We start from the raw sequence: 16270 nt of genomic DNA, 5'->3' as shown, positions 1-16270 counted from the left end.
CTGCGTTCATGCGTGTCTCCCGAACAACCCTTGCGGTCGAACCAGCAGGACGATGATCATCGTCAGGAAAAACGCAGCCGATGCGAGCTGCGGAACCATGTATTTCATCGAAGTCTCCACAATGCCGAGCAGCAACGCTGCAAAGAATGAGCCAAACAGATTCCCGTTGCCTCCCACGGCGACGACGGCCAGGAGGATCACCAAGTATTTGGAGGCGTAGGTCGGCTCCATGGGCAGCATTTCCGCGCCAGCTATGCCTCCCAGTGCTGCGAGCGCTGCACCCATCACAAAAGTGGCGGCATAGATCTTCGTTGTATCGATGCCGATGGCCCGTGCGATGGGCGCGTTGTCGACTGCAGCGCGTACCCGGATGCCGAAGGACGATTTGTCCACCGCCAGCCAAAGAACGCAGACGACAACGAGCCCACAGGCCACAACGATGAGCCGATGCCGAGGGATGGTCCGAAAGCCCAGATCGACCGTGCCGTTGAACAGCTCCGGCAGCGCCACCGATGTCACCGTCGAACCGAATAGCAGATTCACCGCGGCTGTTGCCACGAACATCAGTCCGATCGTCACCAGCATCTGATCGAGATCGTCACGTCGATAGAAGCGCCGAAGCAGGATGCGCTCGAACAGCAGCGCAACGAGTCCGACCAAGACGATGGCCAGCACGAAGCCCAGCCAGATCGGCACGCCCAGGCGCTGCGGGATCGTGGCTGCGAAGAAGCCACCGAGCATCGCGAAGGCGCCATGGGCAAGATTCACCACCCGCATCAGGCCCATCGTCATCGACAGGCCCACTGTGATCATGAACAGGATCATCGCGTACGCGATCCCGTCGATCAGAATGCTGCTAAGAAGCGCGAGAGACATGCTGCAGACTCTGCGTTACTTCGATGCGTTCTGCGTGCGGCCGTAATCGGGCTGCATCTCGAACGTCCGGAACTCCCGGTTGACGTAGCGTCCAGACGGGTCCTTTTCGACCACGCGCATGTAGACGTTCTGCACGAACTCGCGGGAGACCGGGTCGATCTTCACCGGGCCTCGCGGACTTTCCCAAGAGTGACCCTTGGCGCTGGCAAGCGCCTTGGCGCCGTCCCGCTTCCCATCGGTTGCCTTAACCATGTGATAGATCACATGCAGACCGTCATACGCGTTTGCAAGCTGAACGGTCGGGATGGCCTTGGGGGCAACCTCGCTGAGGGCCTTGATGACGGCATTGTTCAGCGCAGAGTCGTGCGTAGCCGAATAGAACATGCCCGTTTCGATGCCGAGAAGATCCGGGCCGATCGCTCGCAGCTGATCCTCATCGGTCTCGGCAGTACCGAGAAAGCGCACGCCGGCCGCCCTCAATCCAGCCTCGTTGTATGCCTTGACCATCGCGTAGGTCGCAGGACCGCCCGGGGCAAAGACGTAGAGGGCATCGGGCTTGAGCGCCTTCACGCGCTGCATCAGAGGACCAAAGTCGGTTGTCTTCAGCGGAGCACGGATGGCCTCGAGCAGCTTGCCTCCGCCGCCGACGAACGCCGTGGTGAAGCCCTTCTCGGCGTCCAGGCCGGGACCAAAGTCGCTGACCAGCGTGACAACATTCCTGACGTTTTTCTCGAGCGCGTACTTGGCCACAGGCACGGCCATCTGCGGCAAGGTGTACGAAGTGCGCAGCAGGAAGTCCGACTTGTCCAGAAGCGAGGACGTCGACGCGTTGAAGATCACGACCGGTACCTTGGCCTCCTGGGCGAGCGCAGCGACGGCCAAGGTGTCAGGAGTGAAATAGAGGCCGGCGATGTACTGGGCGCCTTCCTTGACAATCAGTTCCTGTGCCAGTGCCTTTGCTTGCGCGGGGTTGATCTCCGGAAGGTCGCGATAGATCACTTCGATAGTGTGTTTGCCCACGGTCGTGCCATTGAGCTTCTGGTATGCCTTGGTCGCACCCTCCCAGGTTTGCCCTACGGCTGAAAACGGCCCGGACATCGGAGCGATGACGCCGACTTTGATGACGTCGGCGCGGGCTTGAAAGGCAATCGTCGCGAGTGAAACCGCCAAGGCGGCAACGAATTTGATGGTCATTCTTTTCTCCAAATAGTGGGGCGTGTCGGTGCCGTGAGCACCAGGGGGTCGAACGAGGTGGCGGAGCTTCGAACGGGTATCAGACCGAGTCGCCGTTTTCTGCCTTGGTGGTCGCTTCGAGTGCGACGTCGCGGGCCATCAAGGTTGCGTACTTCTGATTCATGTCGAACAGGTTGGCGTCGTGGGCCTGCGGAGACCGGTCGCCCACGCAGTCGGTCACGACGAGGGGGCGGAACCCGTGGCACATCGCGTCGACCACGCTGGCGCGGACGCAACCGCTGGTCGTGCACCCGGCAATCAGGAGGGTCCGTATGCCGCGCAGGGACAACCAGGCGGCCAGCGAAGTCCCGAAGAAGGCCGAGGGACTGGTCTTGCGCAGCACCAACTCCCCGGCCATGGGCTGCAGTTGCGGCACGATCTGGCTTTCGGGCGCATCCTCCCGCAGGGCAAGGATGGGAGGTACCTTGAGCGCGAAGATGTTGGCGTCGGCGCCATCGTCCTGGTACACGACCCGCGTGTGCACGACCGGCCATTGGCGCTGGCGCGCTTCGGCAAGAAGCCCGCGCGTGCATTCGATGGCGCTGGCGATGTTGCCGCCGCCAAACGTGAGCGGATCGGCGAAGCCATTGATGAAGTCGATGATCAACAGGCCGTAGGGCGCCATGGGCGCCACGGCGTTGCCGAATCCTTGCTTCTGGTAGATGTCTTGATCGAAGCTCATTGGAAAGCCCCGTCCATCACCTTGCCTTCGCGAACCACGACGATGTCATCCAGCGCCACCGTGCAATTGCGCAGCGGAATGTCGAGGTGACAAGGCGTAGTGCGAGAGCCGCCGGCCTCGTTGTTCGGCCCCAGAGAGAAGAGAAAATTGCCTTCGAACGAGCGCGCATCCTGGCCGGTCGTCGCCTCGCGGTCCATCAGCGACAGTGTGTGCCAGTAGCATCGGGGCTGCATGCCCCAGCCGATGTGCGCGATGGCGTAGGCCTCGGGGTCCTTGTAGGCTTCCATGAATTCGCGCAGCAGGGCGGCATCGACGTCACCTTCGATGCTGCGCACGAAGCCGCCGCTCAGATTCATCGTGATCTTGTCCGAGACGTAGTTCTTCTGCGGCAGCAGGATGTCGCCGCGATCGATCACGATGGTGCCGTCGCTGCCGCCTTCGTTGGCGAAAGTAAAGAGGAAGCCGCTCGGCCAGTGGTCCCAGCGCCCGGGTTCGTCGCAGAAACCGTACTCGGTGATGACCGGAAATTCGCCGAGCTGGAATGTCACGTCCGTGCCGGCCGGCGACGTCACGTGCATCGTCTTGGCCTTCTTGAGCAGCTTCGACGCGTCCAGCACGCGCTTGCGATCGGCTTCGGTGGGCACTGCCCGCACCAGGACCTCCGGCGGCTCCACGGCGAGCAGGATCTTCGTTCCCGACTCGAGGATCTCCATCTGCTCGGGCGAGAACAGCAGCAGCATCAAGTCCAGAACGAGGTCACTGTTCTTCATCGCCGCCAGCGCGGCCGGGTTGTTGGTCAGGGGCGTTGCGCCCAGGTAGCTCATCAGGTCGCGGCTGGTGGCCTTCTCCGCGTTGATGGGTTGCAGCTCGATCCTGGTCACGATCGCGCCTGCGGCCTGTGCTGCGATCGTTGCTGTCTGGAGCGTCTGCGGGTGCGTGTGGGGGCCGCACAGAATGGAGACCTTCTGTCCGCGCTCCACTTTGCTGAGCTTCAGGACCTCGTCCCAGGCCTGGATCATCTGATAATCGCTAACTGCCATTTTTCGTCCTTTGGAGTGAAGTGTCAGAACTGCAGCAGCGCCAGGTCTTCCGGGCTGCCTAGCTTGAAGAGCCGGCGCGCATTGCCATGGCACACCTGTGCCCGCGTCTTGTCGTCCAGGGGTGCGTCCTCGATGAAGGTGCAGGCCTCGGCCGTTGACTCGTAGGGGTAGTCCACCGAGAAGAGCACGGCCTGTGCCCCGAGCTCACCAATGGCGCCCAGCAGGGCCGGTGCAGAGCACACGCCGGACGTGGTGATCAGGATGTTGCTGCCGATGTACTCGCTGGGTTTGCGCGCCAGCTTGATGCCGGATGGATACGCTGCGAAACGGCTGTCGATGCGCCAGCGCTGGTACGGCAGGGCCTCCCCCATGTGGCCCAACACCAGGGTCAGGCGCGGGAATCGGTCGAACACCCCGCCGAACAGCAGGCGCAACGCATGGCCTGCCGTCTCCACGCCCCATCCCCATGCAGCGCCCTGGAGCACCGGCATGCCTTCGAGCAAAGCCGGTGCCTGGCTGAACGCGTTGGGATGCAGATAGATGGGCACCCCAAGCGCCTGTGCGCGCTCCCAGAACACATCGAACGCGCCACCTTCGTAATAGCGACCCAGGGTATGGCCGTTGATCATCGCGCCTTTGAAGCCGTGTTCGACGACGGTGCGCTCCAACTCCTTTGCTGCGGCGCTCGGGTCCTGCATGGCCACGTGGGCAAAGGCGCCGAAGCGCTGCGGATGGCGCGACACGCGCTCGACAAGGAACTCGTTGTTCTCGCGCGCTCGGCGCACGGCGATGTCGCGATCAGCCTCAGCTTGTACACCAGGCATCGTTTGCGACAGTACGACATACTCGATGTTTCCTGCCTCCATTTCCGCAAGGCGCTGATCGTCGAAGTCGGCCAGCCTGGCGTCGAGCTTGGCGACGAATTCGGCGGGAAGCGCTCGCGTGTATGGGGCAGAGTACGCGTTGAAGCCAGGGGCGCAGAAGTGCTCTTCCAGTGCGATCTTCGGGGTTTGATTCATAGTCTTCCTAGGTGGCCTCAGACCGGGTACGCCAAGGCGGTGTCGAGAATTTCGGTGTCGTGGATCACTTCACGGCTGGCAAGAAGCAGCCGGTCGCCTTCGCGCACGAAGCGGTCGTGATAGACCCCGGCCAGATGCACCGTCGATGGGCCCTCCACCAGGGTCTGCATGAGGATGAAAGGCGTCTGGGAACTGATCGTGTTTCCCGTCTCTTGCAGTACGCGCGCAATCCCCATCACATGCAGCATGTGTCTCGGCGCGAACATCTGCGAGTGCGCGACGGCGAGGGCGCGATCAATGATCATGTCCAGCCCCTCGCAGTAGATGAGTCCCACGGGCATGTTCAGAAGCGCGTTCTGGCGCGATGTCACGCGGTACGTCGCTTCCTGGCTGAAGAAGTCCGGCCAGCGTTCGACGTCGTTCGCATCCAGGGCCGCGCAGTACTCGACGTGAAACGACTCGATCTCGGCGCGCAGCTCGGCCGCGCGTCGGGGCGAGATGGCGGTCTTGGCGTAGGCGAGCCGCTCTTTCATGCTGCTTTCTCCGCGACACGGATGTCCATCACGTCCCGGTAGTACTGGTAGAGGGAGCGGATGCAGGACTCGGAGATGAGATTGCGTGCCGTGCCCTGGTGGCCGGCATCGAGCTTCACGACGTTGTTGTCCGTGGAAGAGTTGCGCAGGCCTTCCTGCACGAACTTCAATGCCTCGTTGTCCTCAAGGCCCAGGAAGCCGGCCGGGCCCATCAGATTGCCCTGACGAAGGCGGTGCCGTGTCATCTCCGGCGTGTCATCCTCGTACCCGAACATCGTCCACTGCATCACCATGCTGTTCGGACCGTTCGGGATGATCTGGCGCACACCCATCGTGTTCATCTGGCGCTGAACGATGAGATTCGGCCACATGGTCATCATGTTGGCGGACCAGGGCGACTTGAACTCCCGTACGTAGTCCAGGAACCGTTCGTCGCGCAACCGGAGGTTGTCGCTGAAGGATCGCATCTGCGCCTTGTCGTCGTCGGCGACAGTGGCATAGATCTCGTCCGGCTTGGCCGACGCCATGAAGCCATGGCGGCCATGCGCCTTGTCTGCAAACACGATCGACTTGATGCCGGGAACCAGCAGGCCAAACACCACGAGAAACGAATGCAGCAGCGTCGCGTGGTACGGATCCTTGAGGTTCTCGTGGTACATCTTCCAGTTGCAGGGAAGCTCGTTGCGGCAATAGCCGAGGATCTTGAGTTTCTTGCCCGAGAAGGGAACGTCGAACTCCTCGACGATCTCCTTTGTCATGTACTCTTCCAGAGCAGGGGTCTTGTCGGAGTAGGTGGCGAACACCACACCGTTGCGCGTGGCCACGCGCAACTGTCGGGTGCCGTGGTCGGCGTTCTTGAAGTCCGCCGGCATGCCGCCGACCTTGTTGATGCCGCGCTTGAACGGAACGCCCTGCAGGTTTCCCTTGAGGTCGTACGACCACTGGTGGTAGGGGCAGACGAACTCCTTCGTATTTCCCTGGCTTGAACGACAGAACTCCGCGCCGCGATGGGCACAGCGGTTCTCGAAGACGGAGATCGTGTTGTCCTCGGCGCGAACAATCACGACGGCCGTGGCGCCGACGTAACCGCGCTTGTAGTCGCCCGGGTTGGGAATCTCCGCTTCCAGGGCGACAAAGTTCCAGGTATCCCCTCGAAAGATGCGCTCGATCTCCTGGTCATAGATCGCCTGGCTGGTGTAGACCCAGTCCGGGATGTTGTTCATGGCGTCCGTTGGCCAGACGCACTGTTCCAAGGGCGGGTTCTTTCGGGCATTCGTGATGCCGATGACCGCCTGCGATTGATACATGAAAGCTCCTTGGCTTTGAGAGAGGTGGTTTAAGCGGTGATCGCGACGTCGGCCTGCATCTGCTTGGCCCATGCGCGCAGATTGGTGGCGTCCAGTTGAAAGTCCTCCAACTGCACGGGCCGCCCACGTTCGAAGAGAGGGCGAACGGCTCGCAGATCGGCGCCTGCATTGATGGCCACGCCGTGCAAGGGGACAGAACCTCGATGGCCGATCCACAGCGCCTTGTCATTGGCCGGATCGCCGCGGCGCACATATTCGAGATCGCTGGCCGGCAGGCCCAGCATCTGGATGTTGTGTTTCCCCTGGTCGGTCCAGAACCACGGCACCACGGGTGCAGGAAGAGGCAGGCCCAGCATGGCAGCAGCGGCAGTGCGCCCCTGCTCGTTCGCGTTCTGCCAGGATTCGAGGCGCGTTGGCGCCGCCTGGCCGGGACGACGCTGGCTGGTGCAGTCGCCACATGCAAACACGTGTGCGTTGCCCGTGCGGCAGGACGTGTCGACCAGAATGCCGCCGCCTGCCGCGATCTGCAGCCCCGCATCGCGCGCCAGCGCATCGTTGGGAGACAGGCCGACGGCGACGACCACCTCATCCACTTCCAGATCGCCGGTGCTGGTGCTCAGGCGCAATCGACCGGCCGGCAGTGAATGGACGCCGCTGCAGGAAGCGCCGAGCAGGAGCGTTGCGCCCGCTGCCCGCATCCGGGATTCCAGCCATGCCGACGCCTCAGGCGGCACAAAGCGATCGAGCAGGGCTGTGGCGCGTTCGAGCACCGTCACCGACGCGCCTGCGGACAGTGCCGAGTGGGCGATTTCGAGGCCAAGGAAACCCCCGCCGAGTATTGCGACTTGCGGCGTTCCTTGAAGGGCTGCTCGCAGCCTGCGCGCGTCATCCAGAGTCCGGATGTAGTGCACACCCGGCCGACCGGCAGGGGCGGATGCGAGCGTGACCGCCTCGCCGCCGGTAGCGAGCAGGCAGAACTCGTACTCGAGTACCTGCCCGTCCGCAAGGCGGACGCGCTGCTGCGCAAGGTCCAGTGCAACTGCATCGCTGCCGCAGAGCAGGTCGATCTTGCTGCGCGCCCAGGATTCGTCCGTGAGGACGTCGAGTCGGGGGTCGTCGGCAGCCACCAGGACGGCCTTGGACAAAGGCGGGCGCTCGTACGGTCTGTGGCGCTCGCGCCCCAGCATCGTGATGCGTCCGCTGTAGCCATGCTCGCGCAGGGCGTGTGCCGCGACAGCCGCCGACTGGCCCGCACCGACGATGACGATGCCGCGTGAGGTCATTTTCCGGCAGGCGACAACACGTAGATGTGATCGCCCTCCCGCTTCACGGCGTGGGTGCGCAGGTCCACGGTGACCGGCGCACACATCGCTTTGCCCGTACGAATGTCGAAGCGGCCCTGATGCAGGGGGCATTCGACACAACCGTCTTCCACGTAACCCTCCGACAGCAGAGCGGTGGCATGGGTGCACATGCTGTCTGTGGCGAAGAACTCGTCGTCGATCCGGTACAGCGCCACACCGTAGCCAGCGACGTCGACCGTCTTCGCTTCATCGTTGCTCAGCTCTTGCGCCGAGGCGACCTTGATCCAATCCATGGCTCCATCCAGTCGTTCAAAGATCCGAAATAAATACTCAGTGAACTGTCATATTAGGTGGATGGGGCCGTCTTTTCAAGTGCGGGTTTGTACTTGTTGGCGCTGCACCAGAGTGGATGGGAATGCACCTGTCAGGCGGGCAGAAATGGTGCATCTGCTCTGAAGTAAAGCACCGAATCAGTGAGTTTTCCGTGTCAGGGTTTTCATCAGGAAACGCTGTCTTCACACGCGTGGACACCACGCTTATACTTCTGCATGTGTACTGTCATAAATGGGGAACTGGATCTTGAATGGCGTGCCGACGACTGCGATGCGAATGGTGGGAAGCGGCCGGGGAACATCTTCTTGATGAGCGCCGATCGTGTGGGCAAGCACGCGCCGATGTAGCGTGGAAGGTGCCCACTCAGGACCGCCGTTCACAAAGGTGTAGTCCAGTGTTTTCGAGTTCGGGGCGCGCCGTGGTCGAGGTCACGGCTTCGCTCGGGGCCTTCGATAGAGCCAGCGATGCGGCGGCGAACGCGAAGCACGAAGTGCTGTCACGCGCCAGCTTCGGGGGGGGGCATCGGTGCGCATGAGTGAGCAGCGGCTGGGACCGCTGGGACAGCGCCGCTGTGCCGCACATCAGGTGCGGCGCCCCCGGGAAAATTAGTCAAGCAAAAGGAAACGCATGAACCAAGCAGACATTCCGGCGAGAGTGCTCAAGCGCGAGGGCATCGGAGCCCGGGTGCCTCGCAAGGAGGATGCGCGCCACATGGTGGGCAAAGGCAACTTCGTGGGCGACTTCGTGCTGCCGGGTCTGCAGGAGGTCGCGTTCCTGCGCAGCCCTCTGGCGCATGCCGCCATCACGGGTGTCGAGATCCCGGAAGAGCTTGCGGGGAAGGTGTTCTTGCGCGAGATGATGACGGATGCAGCGGACATCGGTTCGCCGTCCTCGCTACCCACATACCAGTACTCGGCGTTGCCGCCGTTGGCGTCGGGCAAGGTCCGGCACGTGGGAGAGGCGGTCGCCATGGCTGTTGCGCCCACGCGTGCAGTGGCGGAAGACCTGCTCGAGGAGGTGCAGGTTTCCTACGACGAGTTGCCTGTCTACCACGGCGCCGAGTCCTCGCTGGCGGCAACGGGCGACTTCCTTCACCCCGGGTGGAAAGACAATGTCTTTCTCACGCTGCGGGCCAATCGCGACTTCGATGAACTTGCCGCAAAGGCGGAGGTGAAAGTCAGTCGCACCGTCGAGCTGTCGCGTCAGTGCATCGTGCCGCTGGAGGGTAAGTCGGTGCTGGCCTACTGGGATTTCCAGGCCGATCAACTCGTGGTCGTCAGCGCGACGCAAGTCCCGCATCTGCTGCGCGTCGGTATCGCCCAGCACCTCTCGATGAACGAGGAAGCGGTGCGCGTGGTGTCCCCCGACGTGGGAGGCGCCTTTGACTACAAGGGGCAGTTGTACCCCGAAGATCTGTGCATCGCCTGGCTGGCCAAGACGTACCGAACGCCCTTCCGCTATCTTGAGGATCGGCGTGAGCATCTGATCGTCGGCGCCAACACGCGGCAGCATCACTACCAGCTCACTGCCTACGCGGACCGCACGGGAAAGCTCCTCGCGTTGGACGCTGTCATCACCATCGACGGCGGCGCCTATTCCTACTATCCCTTCTTCGTCGGTCTGGAGCCCGGCCAGGCGATCGGCAACCTGCCGGGCCCCTACACCTTCCGCGGCTATCGCTGCGAGACCCTGTGTGTCGCGACCAACAAGCCGGGCTTCATGGCCTACCGCGGCGTGGCGCGCACCGGCGTGTGTTTCGCGATCGAACTCCTCATGGATGCCGTGGCGCGTGAAGTGGGCCGAGAGCCATGGGAGGTCCGCATGGACAACCTGGTCCCGGCCGCTGCCATGCCCTACGTCAACGTGGCCAACAAGCACTTTGACAGCGGCGACTTTCCCGCGAGCCTGCGCCGCGCCGTGGAAATGATCGGACTCGCTACAGTCCGTGAGCGGCAAGCCCGGGGAGAGCCGGACGGACGCCGGATCGGGTTCGGGACGGCAACCTACACGGAGCAGTCTGCCCACGGGACGACCGTTTTCGCCAACTGGGGGTTGCCGGTGGTGCCTGGCTTCGATCAGGCGGTCGTCAGGATGACCGCGGATGGCGGACTCGAAGTGCGCGTCGGCGTGCACTCGCATGGCCAAGGCATGGAGACCAGCTTTGCGCAGATCGCCAATGATGTACTTGGCATTCCTGTTGCCCGGATCCGGGTGGTGCATGGCGACACTGCGCTCACACCCTTCTCCTCGGGGACCTACGCCTCTCGGGCCACCGTCATGTCCGGAGGCGCCATCTCGACGGCGTGCAAGGAACTGTTGCCTCGCATCCAGTCGATCGCCGGCTATCTCATGGGCGTGGACCCGCAGACCGTCGCGTTGGCCGAGGGGTTCGCCGTCGCCGGGGAAAAGTCGATTCCGCTGTCTGTAGTGGGCGGGGCGTGGTACCTCACGCCACAGGACCTGCCTGAGAACGTTCATCTCGGTGGACTGGAGGTCTCGCGTGCATACAAGCCCAAAGTCGACACAGGCACCTTCACGTATGCCACCCATGCCGTCGTTGTCGCCGTCGACACGCAGACGGGCGAGGTCGAGATCCTCGACTACGTCGTCGTCGAGGATTGCGGCACCATGGTCAATCCGATGATCGTGGAGGGGCAGACCATCGGGGGCATCGCGCAGGGCATCGGCACCGCGATGTACGAAGAAAGCCCATACGACGACCAAGGCCAGCCCCTGGCTTCCACTCTGGCCGACTACATCTTGCCTGGCGCCACGGAAGTGCCGCGCATCCGTATCGAGCACTTCGAGACGCCTTCGCCGCACACCGAGTTCGGTGCCAAGGGCGTGGGAGAGGGGGGCGCGATCGCGCCGCCGGCGGTGATCTTCAATGCCGTGAACGACGCGTTGCAAGGCACGGGTGCTGCCGAGGTGCTGATGACGCCCCTGACGCCGCGTCGCTTGCTCAAAGCCCTCGAAAGCGCGAAGCCGGAACAGGAGCTCGTCAAATGAAGGCGGCGAGATTTGCATACACGCGGGTGTTCGACGTGGATGAGGCGATCGATGTGCTGGCCAAGGGTGGCGGCACTGCGAAGGCGATGAGCGGAAGCCAGTCCTTCGGTCCCATGCTCAACCTGAGACTGGCGCGACCGGCGCAAGTGGTCGACGTCGCCAATATCCCAACGCTGCGCGCTGTCAGTCGCAAGGACGAGTGGGTCGAGATCGGCGCAGCCGTCACGCATGCCGAGATCGAGGATGGCTTGTACCCGCCGCTGGCGGCGCATCCCATGCGTCAGGTCGCGTGCGGAATCGCCTACCGGGCGATCCGTAGCCGCGGCACCGTCGGAGGCAGCTTGGCGCATGCAGATCCTGCTGCGGACTGGGTGGTGACACTCGCTGCGCTCTGTGCGCGCATCGTGGTCAGGTCGCCGCGCGGCGAACGCACGATCGAGGCTGACGGCCTCATGCTCGGCGCCTATACGACGGTGCTCGAGGCTGACGAGTTGATCGTGGCCATCCACGTGCCATCCGAGACGCCGACCACGCGCTGGGGGTATCACAAGGTCTGCCGCAAGCCTGGCGAATTTGCCGAAGCCAGTGCAGCGGTTTACTTCGATGTCTCGCGCAAGCGTGCACGCGTCGTTCTGGGGGCCACGGACGGCCCACCGATCCTGTTGAATGAATTCGCGGCGGAAGTTGCCAGCAGGGGTGCGCAGGCTGCCGGGCGTGAAAAGGTCGGCGCGGCCATCGGCGTCGCGCTTCCTGATCGCGACGCTATCGACCGGAAGCTCTTCACGGCCTGCGTCGAGCGCGCACTCGAGCAGTCCGGTGTCTTTTTCAACCTCAAGCAGGCGGAGTAAGCAGACTTGGACCCCATCTCTATTCAGGTCAATGGCCGCGGCTACAGCCGGCACGCCGAACCACGGATGCATCTTGGCGACTTCCTGCGGGACGAGCTGCGCCTGACAGGAACCCACCTCGGCTGCGAGCATGGCGTCTGCGGCGCATGCACGGTGCTCGTCAACGGGCAACCGACGCGCTCGTGCATCACTTTCGCCGTGGCATGTGAGGGCCAGGAGGTCACCACCATCGAGGGCTACGACGATGATGCAGTGATGCAGAGGCTGCGCCCCGCGTTCACGCGTCATCACGCGCTGCAATGTGGCTTCTGCACACCCGGAATGCTCACCACCGCGCGCGACATCGTGCTTCGTCTGCCCCACGCCGACGAGGCGCGCGTGCGCCTCGAGCTGTCCGGGAACCTGTGCCGTTGCACCGGTTACCAGGGTATCGTGGACGCCATCCTGGATGTGCTGCAGCAGCAGCGAGACACCCCCGACGCGAAAGTCGAAAAGCTGCGGCAGACACTGAGCTTGCCGCGAACCATTGCACCGGGCCCGGTCCCGACACCGAGCCAGGCGCAGCCGCCCGCGCGTTCGACCGGCAAGCCGCCCACGGCGGATCCGGTGGCTGCCGCGGAAATGGCGGAGGTCGATCCCGTCGCGATGGCCAAGGCCAAGGCCAAGGGCAACGCGATCGAAGTGCATTTCGATGTGCCCTATCCGGCGGATCAGGTGTGGGAGTTCATGGGCGACCTGCCTGCGGTTGCGTCCTGCTTGCCCGGTGCGACCATCGACTCTCACGAGGGAGAGAGGGTCATGGGCACCATCGCGATCAAGTTCGGTCCGATGTCGGCGGCCTTCGCCGGTGCAGCGCGGCTGGAGCGTGACGATGCTGCCAGGCGCGCAGTCCTGCGCGGTGCCGGCCAGGACAGCCTGAGCAAGTCGCGCACCCAGGGAGACATCACCTATCGCCTGGAAGCACTGACGGCGGGCAACACTCGTGTCCACGTGGACATGATCTATGCCCTCCAGGGTCCACTCGCTCAATTCTCGCGCTCCGGACTCGTGAAGGATTTCGTGCGCCGCATGGTCGCGGACTTCGGAAAACAGATCACGCGAAGGCTGGGCGGTCAAACGGTTGCGTCCAATGAACCACAACCCACGGTTTCCGTCGCCGGGATGATGTGGAGCGTGCTCTGGAATCGCATCCGTGGCTGGTTTGGAAAGCCGCCGCAGCTCTGACATGGCTCGCTCCAGGAGAGGCAAGCGGCTCAGGCGAGCGTTTTGATGGTTCTTTCAACGTCAGTTTGAACGTGATGCTGGCGTCACAGGGTTGGACGCGTGAGTATTTTTGGAGTCTGAATGAGTTCCTTTCTTCTTGGCTATCACGTCCGTGCGAACGGGGTGCGGCTGCACCTCTTGCGCTATGGAGGACAGGGTCCTCGACTGCTCCTGTTGCCCGGAATCACGAGTCCTGCAATTACCTGGGGCTTCGTCGCCGAGCGATTGGCTCGGCACTTCGACGTCCATGTCCTTGACTTCCGGGGGCGCGGTCTATCCTTCAGCGCGCCGGGGATGGTCGCGAGCCTCGATGCCATGGCGGCCGATGTGCTGGATCTGCTGAATGTCCTGGGGTGGTCATCCGTGACGGTGCTGGGTCACTCAATGGGCGCCCGCGTGGCGATTCGCGCCGCGGCGCTCGATCCGGGACGCATGGCCAGGCTGCTGCTTGTCGATCCGCCAATGTCCGGTCCGGGCCGCCGACCTTATCCAGTCCCTCTGGCTTGGTATGTCGAGTCGATCCAGATGGCTGTCAAGGGCATCACGGCCGAAGAGCTTCGCCCCTATGCCCCCACGTGGACAGACGAGCAGTTGCGGCTGAGGGCCGAATGGCTCCATACGTGCGACCATGATGCTGTTGTCCAGGCGCATGCTGGCTTCCATGAGGACGACATCCACTCCGATCTACCCAAACTGCAGACGCCTGGACTTCTGATGGCGGCGGGCCGAGGAGGGGTGATGCTGCCGGAAGACCTTGCTGAGATCGAGTCTCTCTCGCCTGGATTGTCGCAATGCACGGCCTTGAACGCCGGGCACATGATCCCGTGGGATGACGAGGAAGGTTTCTATCGCTTGCTTGGTGATTACCTGGAGGTCGACCTGCGCTAGCGCAATCCGAAGCGCAGTTCGATTTCCATTCACACTCAGGGAGTCGATAAACTCGTCGGCTGACACCTTCAGCGATCTCGAGATGATGACAAAGCGTTCTCCCGCTCAGAAAAAGACAGCCGGCTCGGCCGATGTGGCAAAGCACCCGGTCCCGGAGCCTTTCAATCCATTGCGCCAGGTCATGTGGCGTCGCCCAGGTTTCCTCATCCGCAGGCTGACCCAGATCGGACAGGCGATCTTTTTCGATCTATGCAAGTCCGAAAGCATCACTCCGCTTCAGGTCGGCATGCTGACGGCGCTTTCGATGAACCCTTGGCTGGATCAGAAGGCGATCGGTCGAGAGCTTTCGCTGGACCGGACAACGACAGCGGAAGTGCTCAAACGCCTCGGTGACAAGGGGTTGGTCGAAACCCGCGTCAACCCGGACGATCGTCGATCAAGGCTTTCGGTGATCACCACGGATGGGCTCAACCTGATCAACGACTTGCAAGAGAGCATTCACCGCTCTCAGGAACTGCTGATCGAGCCGCTGTCGCCAGAAGATCGCGTTGTCTTCATGAGGTTGCTTGCGCAGCTCGTCGATGCGCATGAAAAGAAGGAAAAGGGAGTTTGAGTCGTGTGAGGGAGTTTTCGTCTTTAACAGACTGATGAATATCGGCGCACTGATTTCTTTCAGCGCCCGGATTCCTTGCTGACGTTCGCAGCAGCTGCCGTCTTCGTGCGACTCGGTGTCTCCGTGCATCGGTCTTCTGCTGAATTTCTCTGGCTGCCTTGAGAGTCGTGGGAGCGGTCAGAGGTCAGCCTATTGGCCGTCGGTTGATCTGCACGCAAGTTGTGTTTACTAAGTAATTCGGGACTGCTTTTAGAAGCAGGATTGAGATGAGCTACACCGCCCCCCTCAAGGACATGCTGTTCGACATCGAGCACCTGGCCAACATTGGCGAGATCGCCAGGCTGCCGGGCTTCGAGGACGCCGGCCTCGACACCGCACGCGCCGTGCTCGAGGAGTGCGCGCGCTTCAACCAGGACTTGGTCGCGCCGCTCAACGTTGCGGGTGACCGGCATCCGTCCACCTTCAAGGACGGCCAGGTCACGACGACGCCGGGCTTCAAGGAGGCCTTCGCGCAGTACGCGGCGGGCGGCTGGCAGGGCCTGCAGCATCCGTCCGACTTCGGCGGCCAGGGCCTGCCCAAGACCATCGGCGCGGCCTGCGGCGAGATGCTCAACTCGGCCAACATGAGCTTCGCGCTGTGCCCGCTCCTGAGCGATGGCGCCATCGAGGCGCTGCTCACGGCCGGCTCCGACGAGCTCAAGGCCGTCTACCTCGAAAAACTCGTGAGCGGCCAATGGACCGGCACCATGAACTTGACCGAGCCGCAGGCCGGCAGCGACCTCGCGATGGTGCGAAGCCGCGCCGAGCCGCAACCCGATGGCAGCTACAAGGTCTTCGGCACCAAGATCTTCATCACCTACGGCGAGCACGACATGGCCGAGAACATCGTGCATCTCGTGCTGGCGCGCGTGACCGGTGCGCCCGAGGGCGTGAAGGGCATCAGCCTGTTCGTGGTGCCGAAGTTCATCGTCGGCGCCGACGGCGCGCTCGGTGCGCGCAACGACGTGCAGTGCGTGAGCATCGAGCACAAGCTCGGCATCAAGGCCTCGCCGACCGCCGTGCTGCAGTACGGCGACGGCATCCCGGGCAGCGTGGCGGACAGCGCCGGACCCGGCGCCGTGGGCTACCTGGTCGGCCAGGAGAACCGCGGCCTCGAGTACATGTTCATCATGATGAACTCGGCCCGCTATGCGGTCGGCATGCAGGGCATCGCGATCGCCGAGCGGGCCTACCAGCAGGCCGTGGCCTATGCGAAGGACCGCGTGCAGAGCCGGCCCGTCGACGGCTCGATCAGCGCGAGCGCGCCAATCATCCACCATCCC

At 63.0% G+C, this 16270-nt stretch carries 15 protein-coding genes; 6 read left to right on the top strand and 9 right to left on the bottom strand.

Features of this window, described 5'->3' with window-relative positions; genetic code table 11:
* Positions 1 to 6: 6 nt before the first annotated feature.
* The 9 genes from APY03_RS00850 to APY03_RS00810 all read right to left on the bottom strand — a co-directional run bounded on the left by APY03_RS00850 (position 7) and on the right by APY03_RS00810 (position 8287).
* A complete protein-coding gene (locus APY03_RS00850; protein ID WP_068672991.1) occupies positions 7 to 876 on the bottom strand; it encodes a branched-chain amino acid ABC transporter permease in 870 nt (289 codons plus the stop codon).
* Positions 877 to 891: 15 nt separating this feature from the next.
* On the bottom strand, positions 892 to 2070 hold the full coding sequence (locus APY03_RS00845; RefSeq protein WP_068672989.1) for an ABC transporter substrate-binding protein: 1179 nt from the start codon (positions 2068 to 2070) through the stop codon (positions 892 to 894).
* 79 nt (positions 2071 to 2149) lie between these two features.
* Positions 2150 to 2791, bottom strand: coding sequence for an isochorismatase family protein (locus APY03_RS00840; RefSeq protein WP_068672986.1), 642 nt, complete (start codon positions 2789 to 2791; stop codon positions 2150 to 2152).
* A complete protein-coding gene (locus tag APY03_RS00835) occupies positions 2788 to 3831 on the bottom strand; it encodes a 2,5-dihydroxypyridine 5,6-dioxygenase (RefSeq protein WP_068672984.1) in 1044 nt (347 codons plus the stop codon). Before APY03_RS00835 ends, APY03_RS00840 begins: the two co-directional genes overlap by 4 nt.
* 23 nt (positions 3832 to 3854) lie before the next feature.
* Entirely contained in the window at positions 3855 to 4850 is a 996-nt protein-coding gene (locus APY03_RS00830; RefSeq protein ID WP_068672982.1) for an amidohydrolase family protein, read from the bottom strand.
* Between the two features lie 17 nt (positions 4851 to 4867).
* The gene (locus APY03_RS00825) at positions 4868 to 5383 is read right to left on the bottom strand and encodes an aromatic-ring-hydroxylating dioxygenase subunit beta (RefSeq protein ID WP_068672979.1); all 516 of its coding nucleotides are present in this window, start codon (positions 5381 to 5383) and stop codon (positions 4868 to 4870) included.
* Positions 5380 to 6690 carry an aromatic ring-hydroxylating oxygenase subunit alpha gene (locus APY03_RS00820; protein ID WP_068672977.1) on the bottom strand — a complete coding sequence of 437 codons (1311 nt, stop codon included), beginning with the start codon at positions 6688 to 6690 and terminating at the stop codon, positions 5380 to 5382. The genes APY03_RS00825 and APY03_RS00820 overlap by 4 nt, the downstream gene beginning before the upstream one ends.
* A gap of 29 nt (positions 6691 to 6719) precedes the next feature.
* Positions 6720 to 7973, bottom strand: coding sequence for an NAD(P)/FAD-dependent oxidoreductase (locus tag APY03_RS00815; protein ID WP_068672975.1), 1254 nt, complete (start codon positions 7971 to 7973; stop codon positions 6720 to 6722).
* Entirely contained in the window at positions 7970 to 8287 is a 318-nt protein-coding gene (locus APY03_RS00810) for a non-heme iron oxygenase ferredoxin subunit (protein WP_015867061.1), read from the bottom strand. Before APY03_RS00810 ends, APY03_RS00815 begins: the two co-directional genes overlap by 4 nt.
* A gap of 667 nt (positions 8288 to 8954) precedes the next feature.
* Between APY03_RS00810 and APY03_RS00805 the strand changes: the two genes are divergently transcribed.
* The 6 genes from APY03_RS00805 to APY03_RS43105 all read left to right on the top strand — a co-directional run.
* Positions 8955 to 11336 (top strand): xanthine dehydrogenase family protein molybdopterin-binding subunit, encoded by a 2382-nt coding sequence (locus APY03_RS00805; protein ID WP_068672973.1) that lies wholly within the window; start codon positions 8955 to 8957, stop codon positions 11334 to 11336.
* The gene (locus tag APY03_RS00800) at positions 11333 to 12184 is read left to right on the top strand and encodes an FAD binding domain-containing protein (protein ID WP_068672971.1); all 852 of its coding nucleotides are present in this window, start codon (positions 11333 to 11335) and stop codon (positions 12182 to 12184) included. The genes APY03_RS00805 and APY03_RS00800 overlap by 4 nt, the downstream gene beginning before the upstream one ends.
* Positions 12185 to 12190: 6 nt before the next feature.
* Complete coding sequence (locus APY03_RS00795; RefSeq protein WP_068672969.1) at positions 12191 to 13408, top strand: xanthine dehydrogenase family Fe-S subunit; 1218 nt, start codon at positions 12191 to 12193, stop codon at positions 13406 to 13408.
* Positions 13409 to 13528: 120 nt separating this feature from the next.
* Positions 13529 to 14335, top strand: a complete 807-nt coding sequence (locus APY03_RS00790) for an alpha/beta fold hydrolase (protein WP_068672967.1) — start codon at positions 13529 to 13531, stop codon at positions 14333 to 14335.
* An 82-nt stretch (positions 14336 to 14417) separates the two neighbouring features.
* Positions 14418 to 14948 carry a MarR family winged helix-turn-helix transcriptional regulator gene (locus APY03_RS00785; RefSeq protein ID WP_068672965.1) on the top strand — a complete coding sequence of 177 codons (531 nt, stop codon included), beginning with the start codon at positions 14418 to 14420 and terminating at the stop codon, positions 14946 to 14948.
* 266 nt (positions 14949 to 15214) lie between these two features.
* A partial coding sequence (locus APY03_RS43105) for an acyl-CoA dehydrogenase family protein (RefSeq protein WP_232324114.1) occupies positions 15215 to 16270 on the top strand: 1056 nt, incomplete at its 3' end.

It is taken from the genome of Variovorax sp. WDL1 (genome assembly GCF_001541225.1).
GTDB lineage: Bacteria > Pseudomonadota > Gammaproteobacteria > Burkholderiales > Burkholderiaceae_C > Variovorax.
Note: the sequence above shows the minus strand (reverse complement) of the source record. Positions and strands in the feature narration are given on the sequence as shown.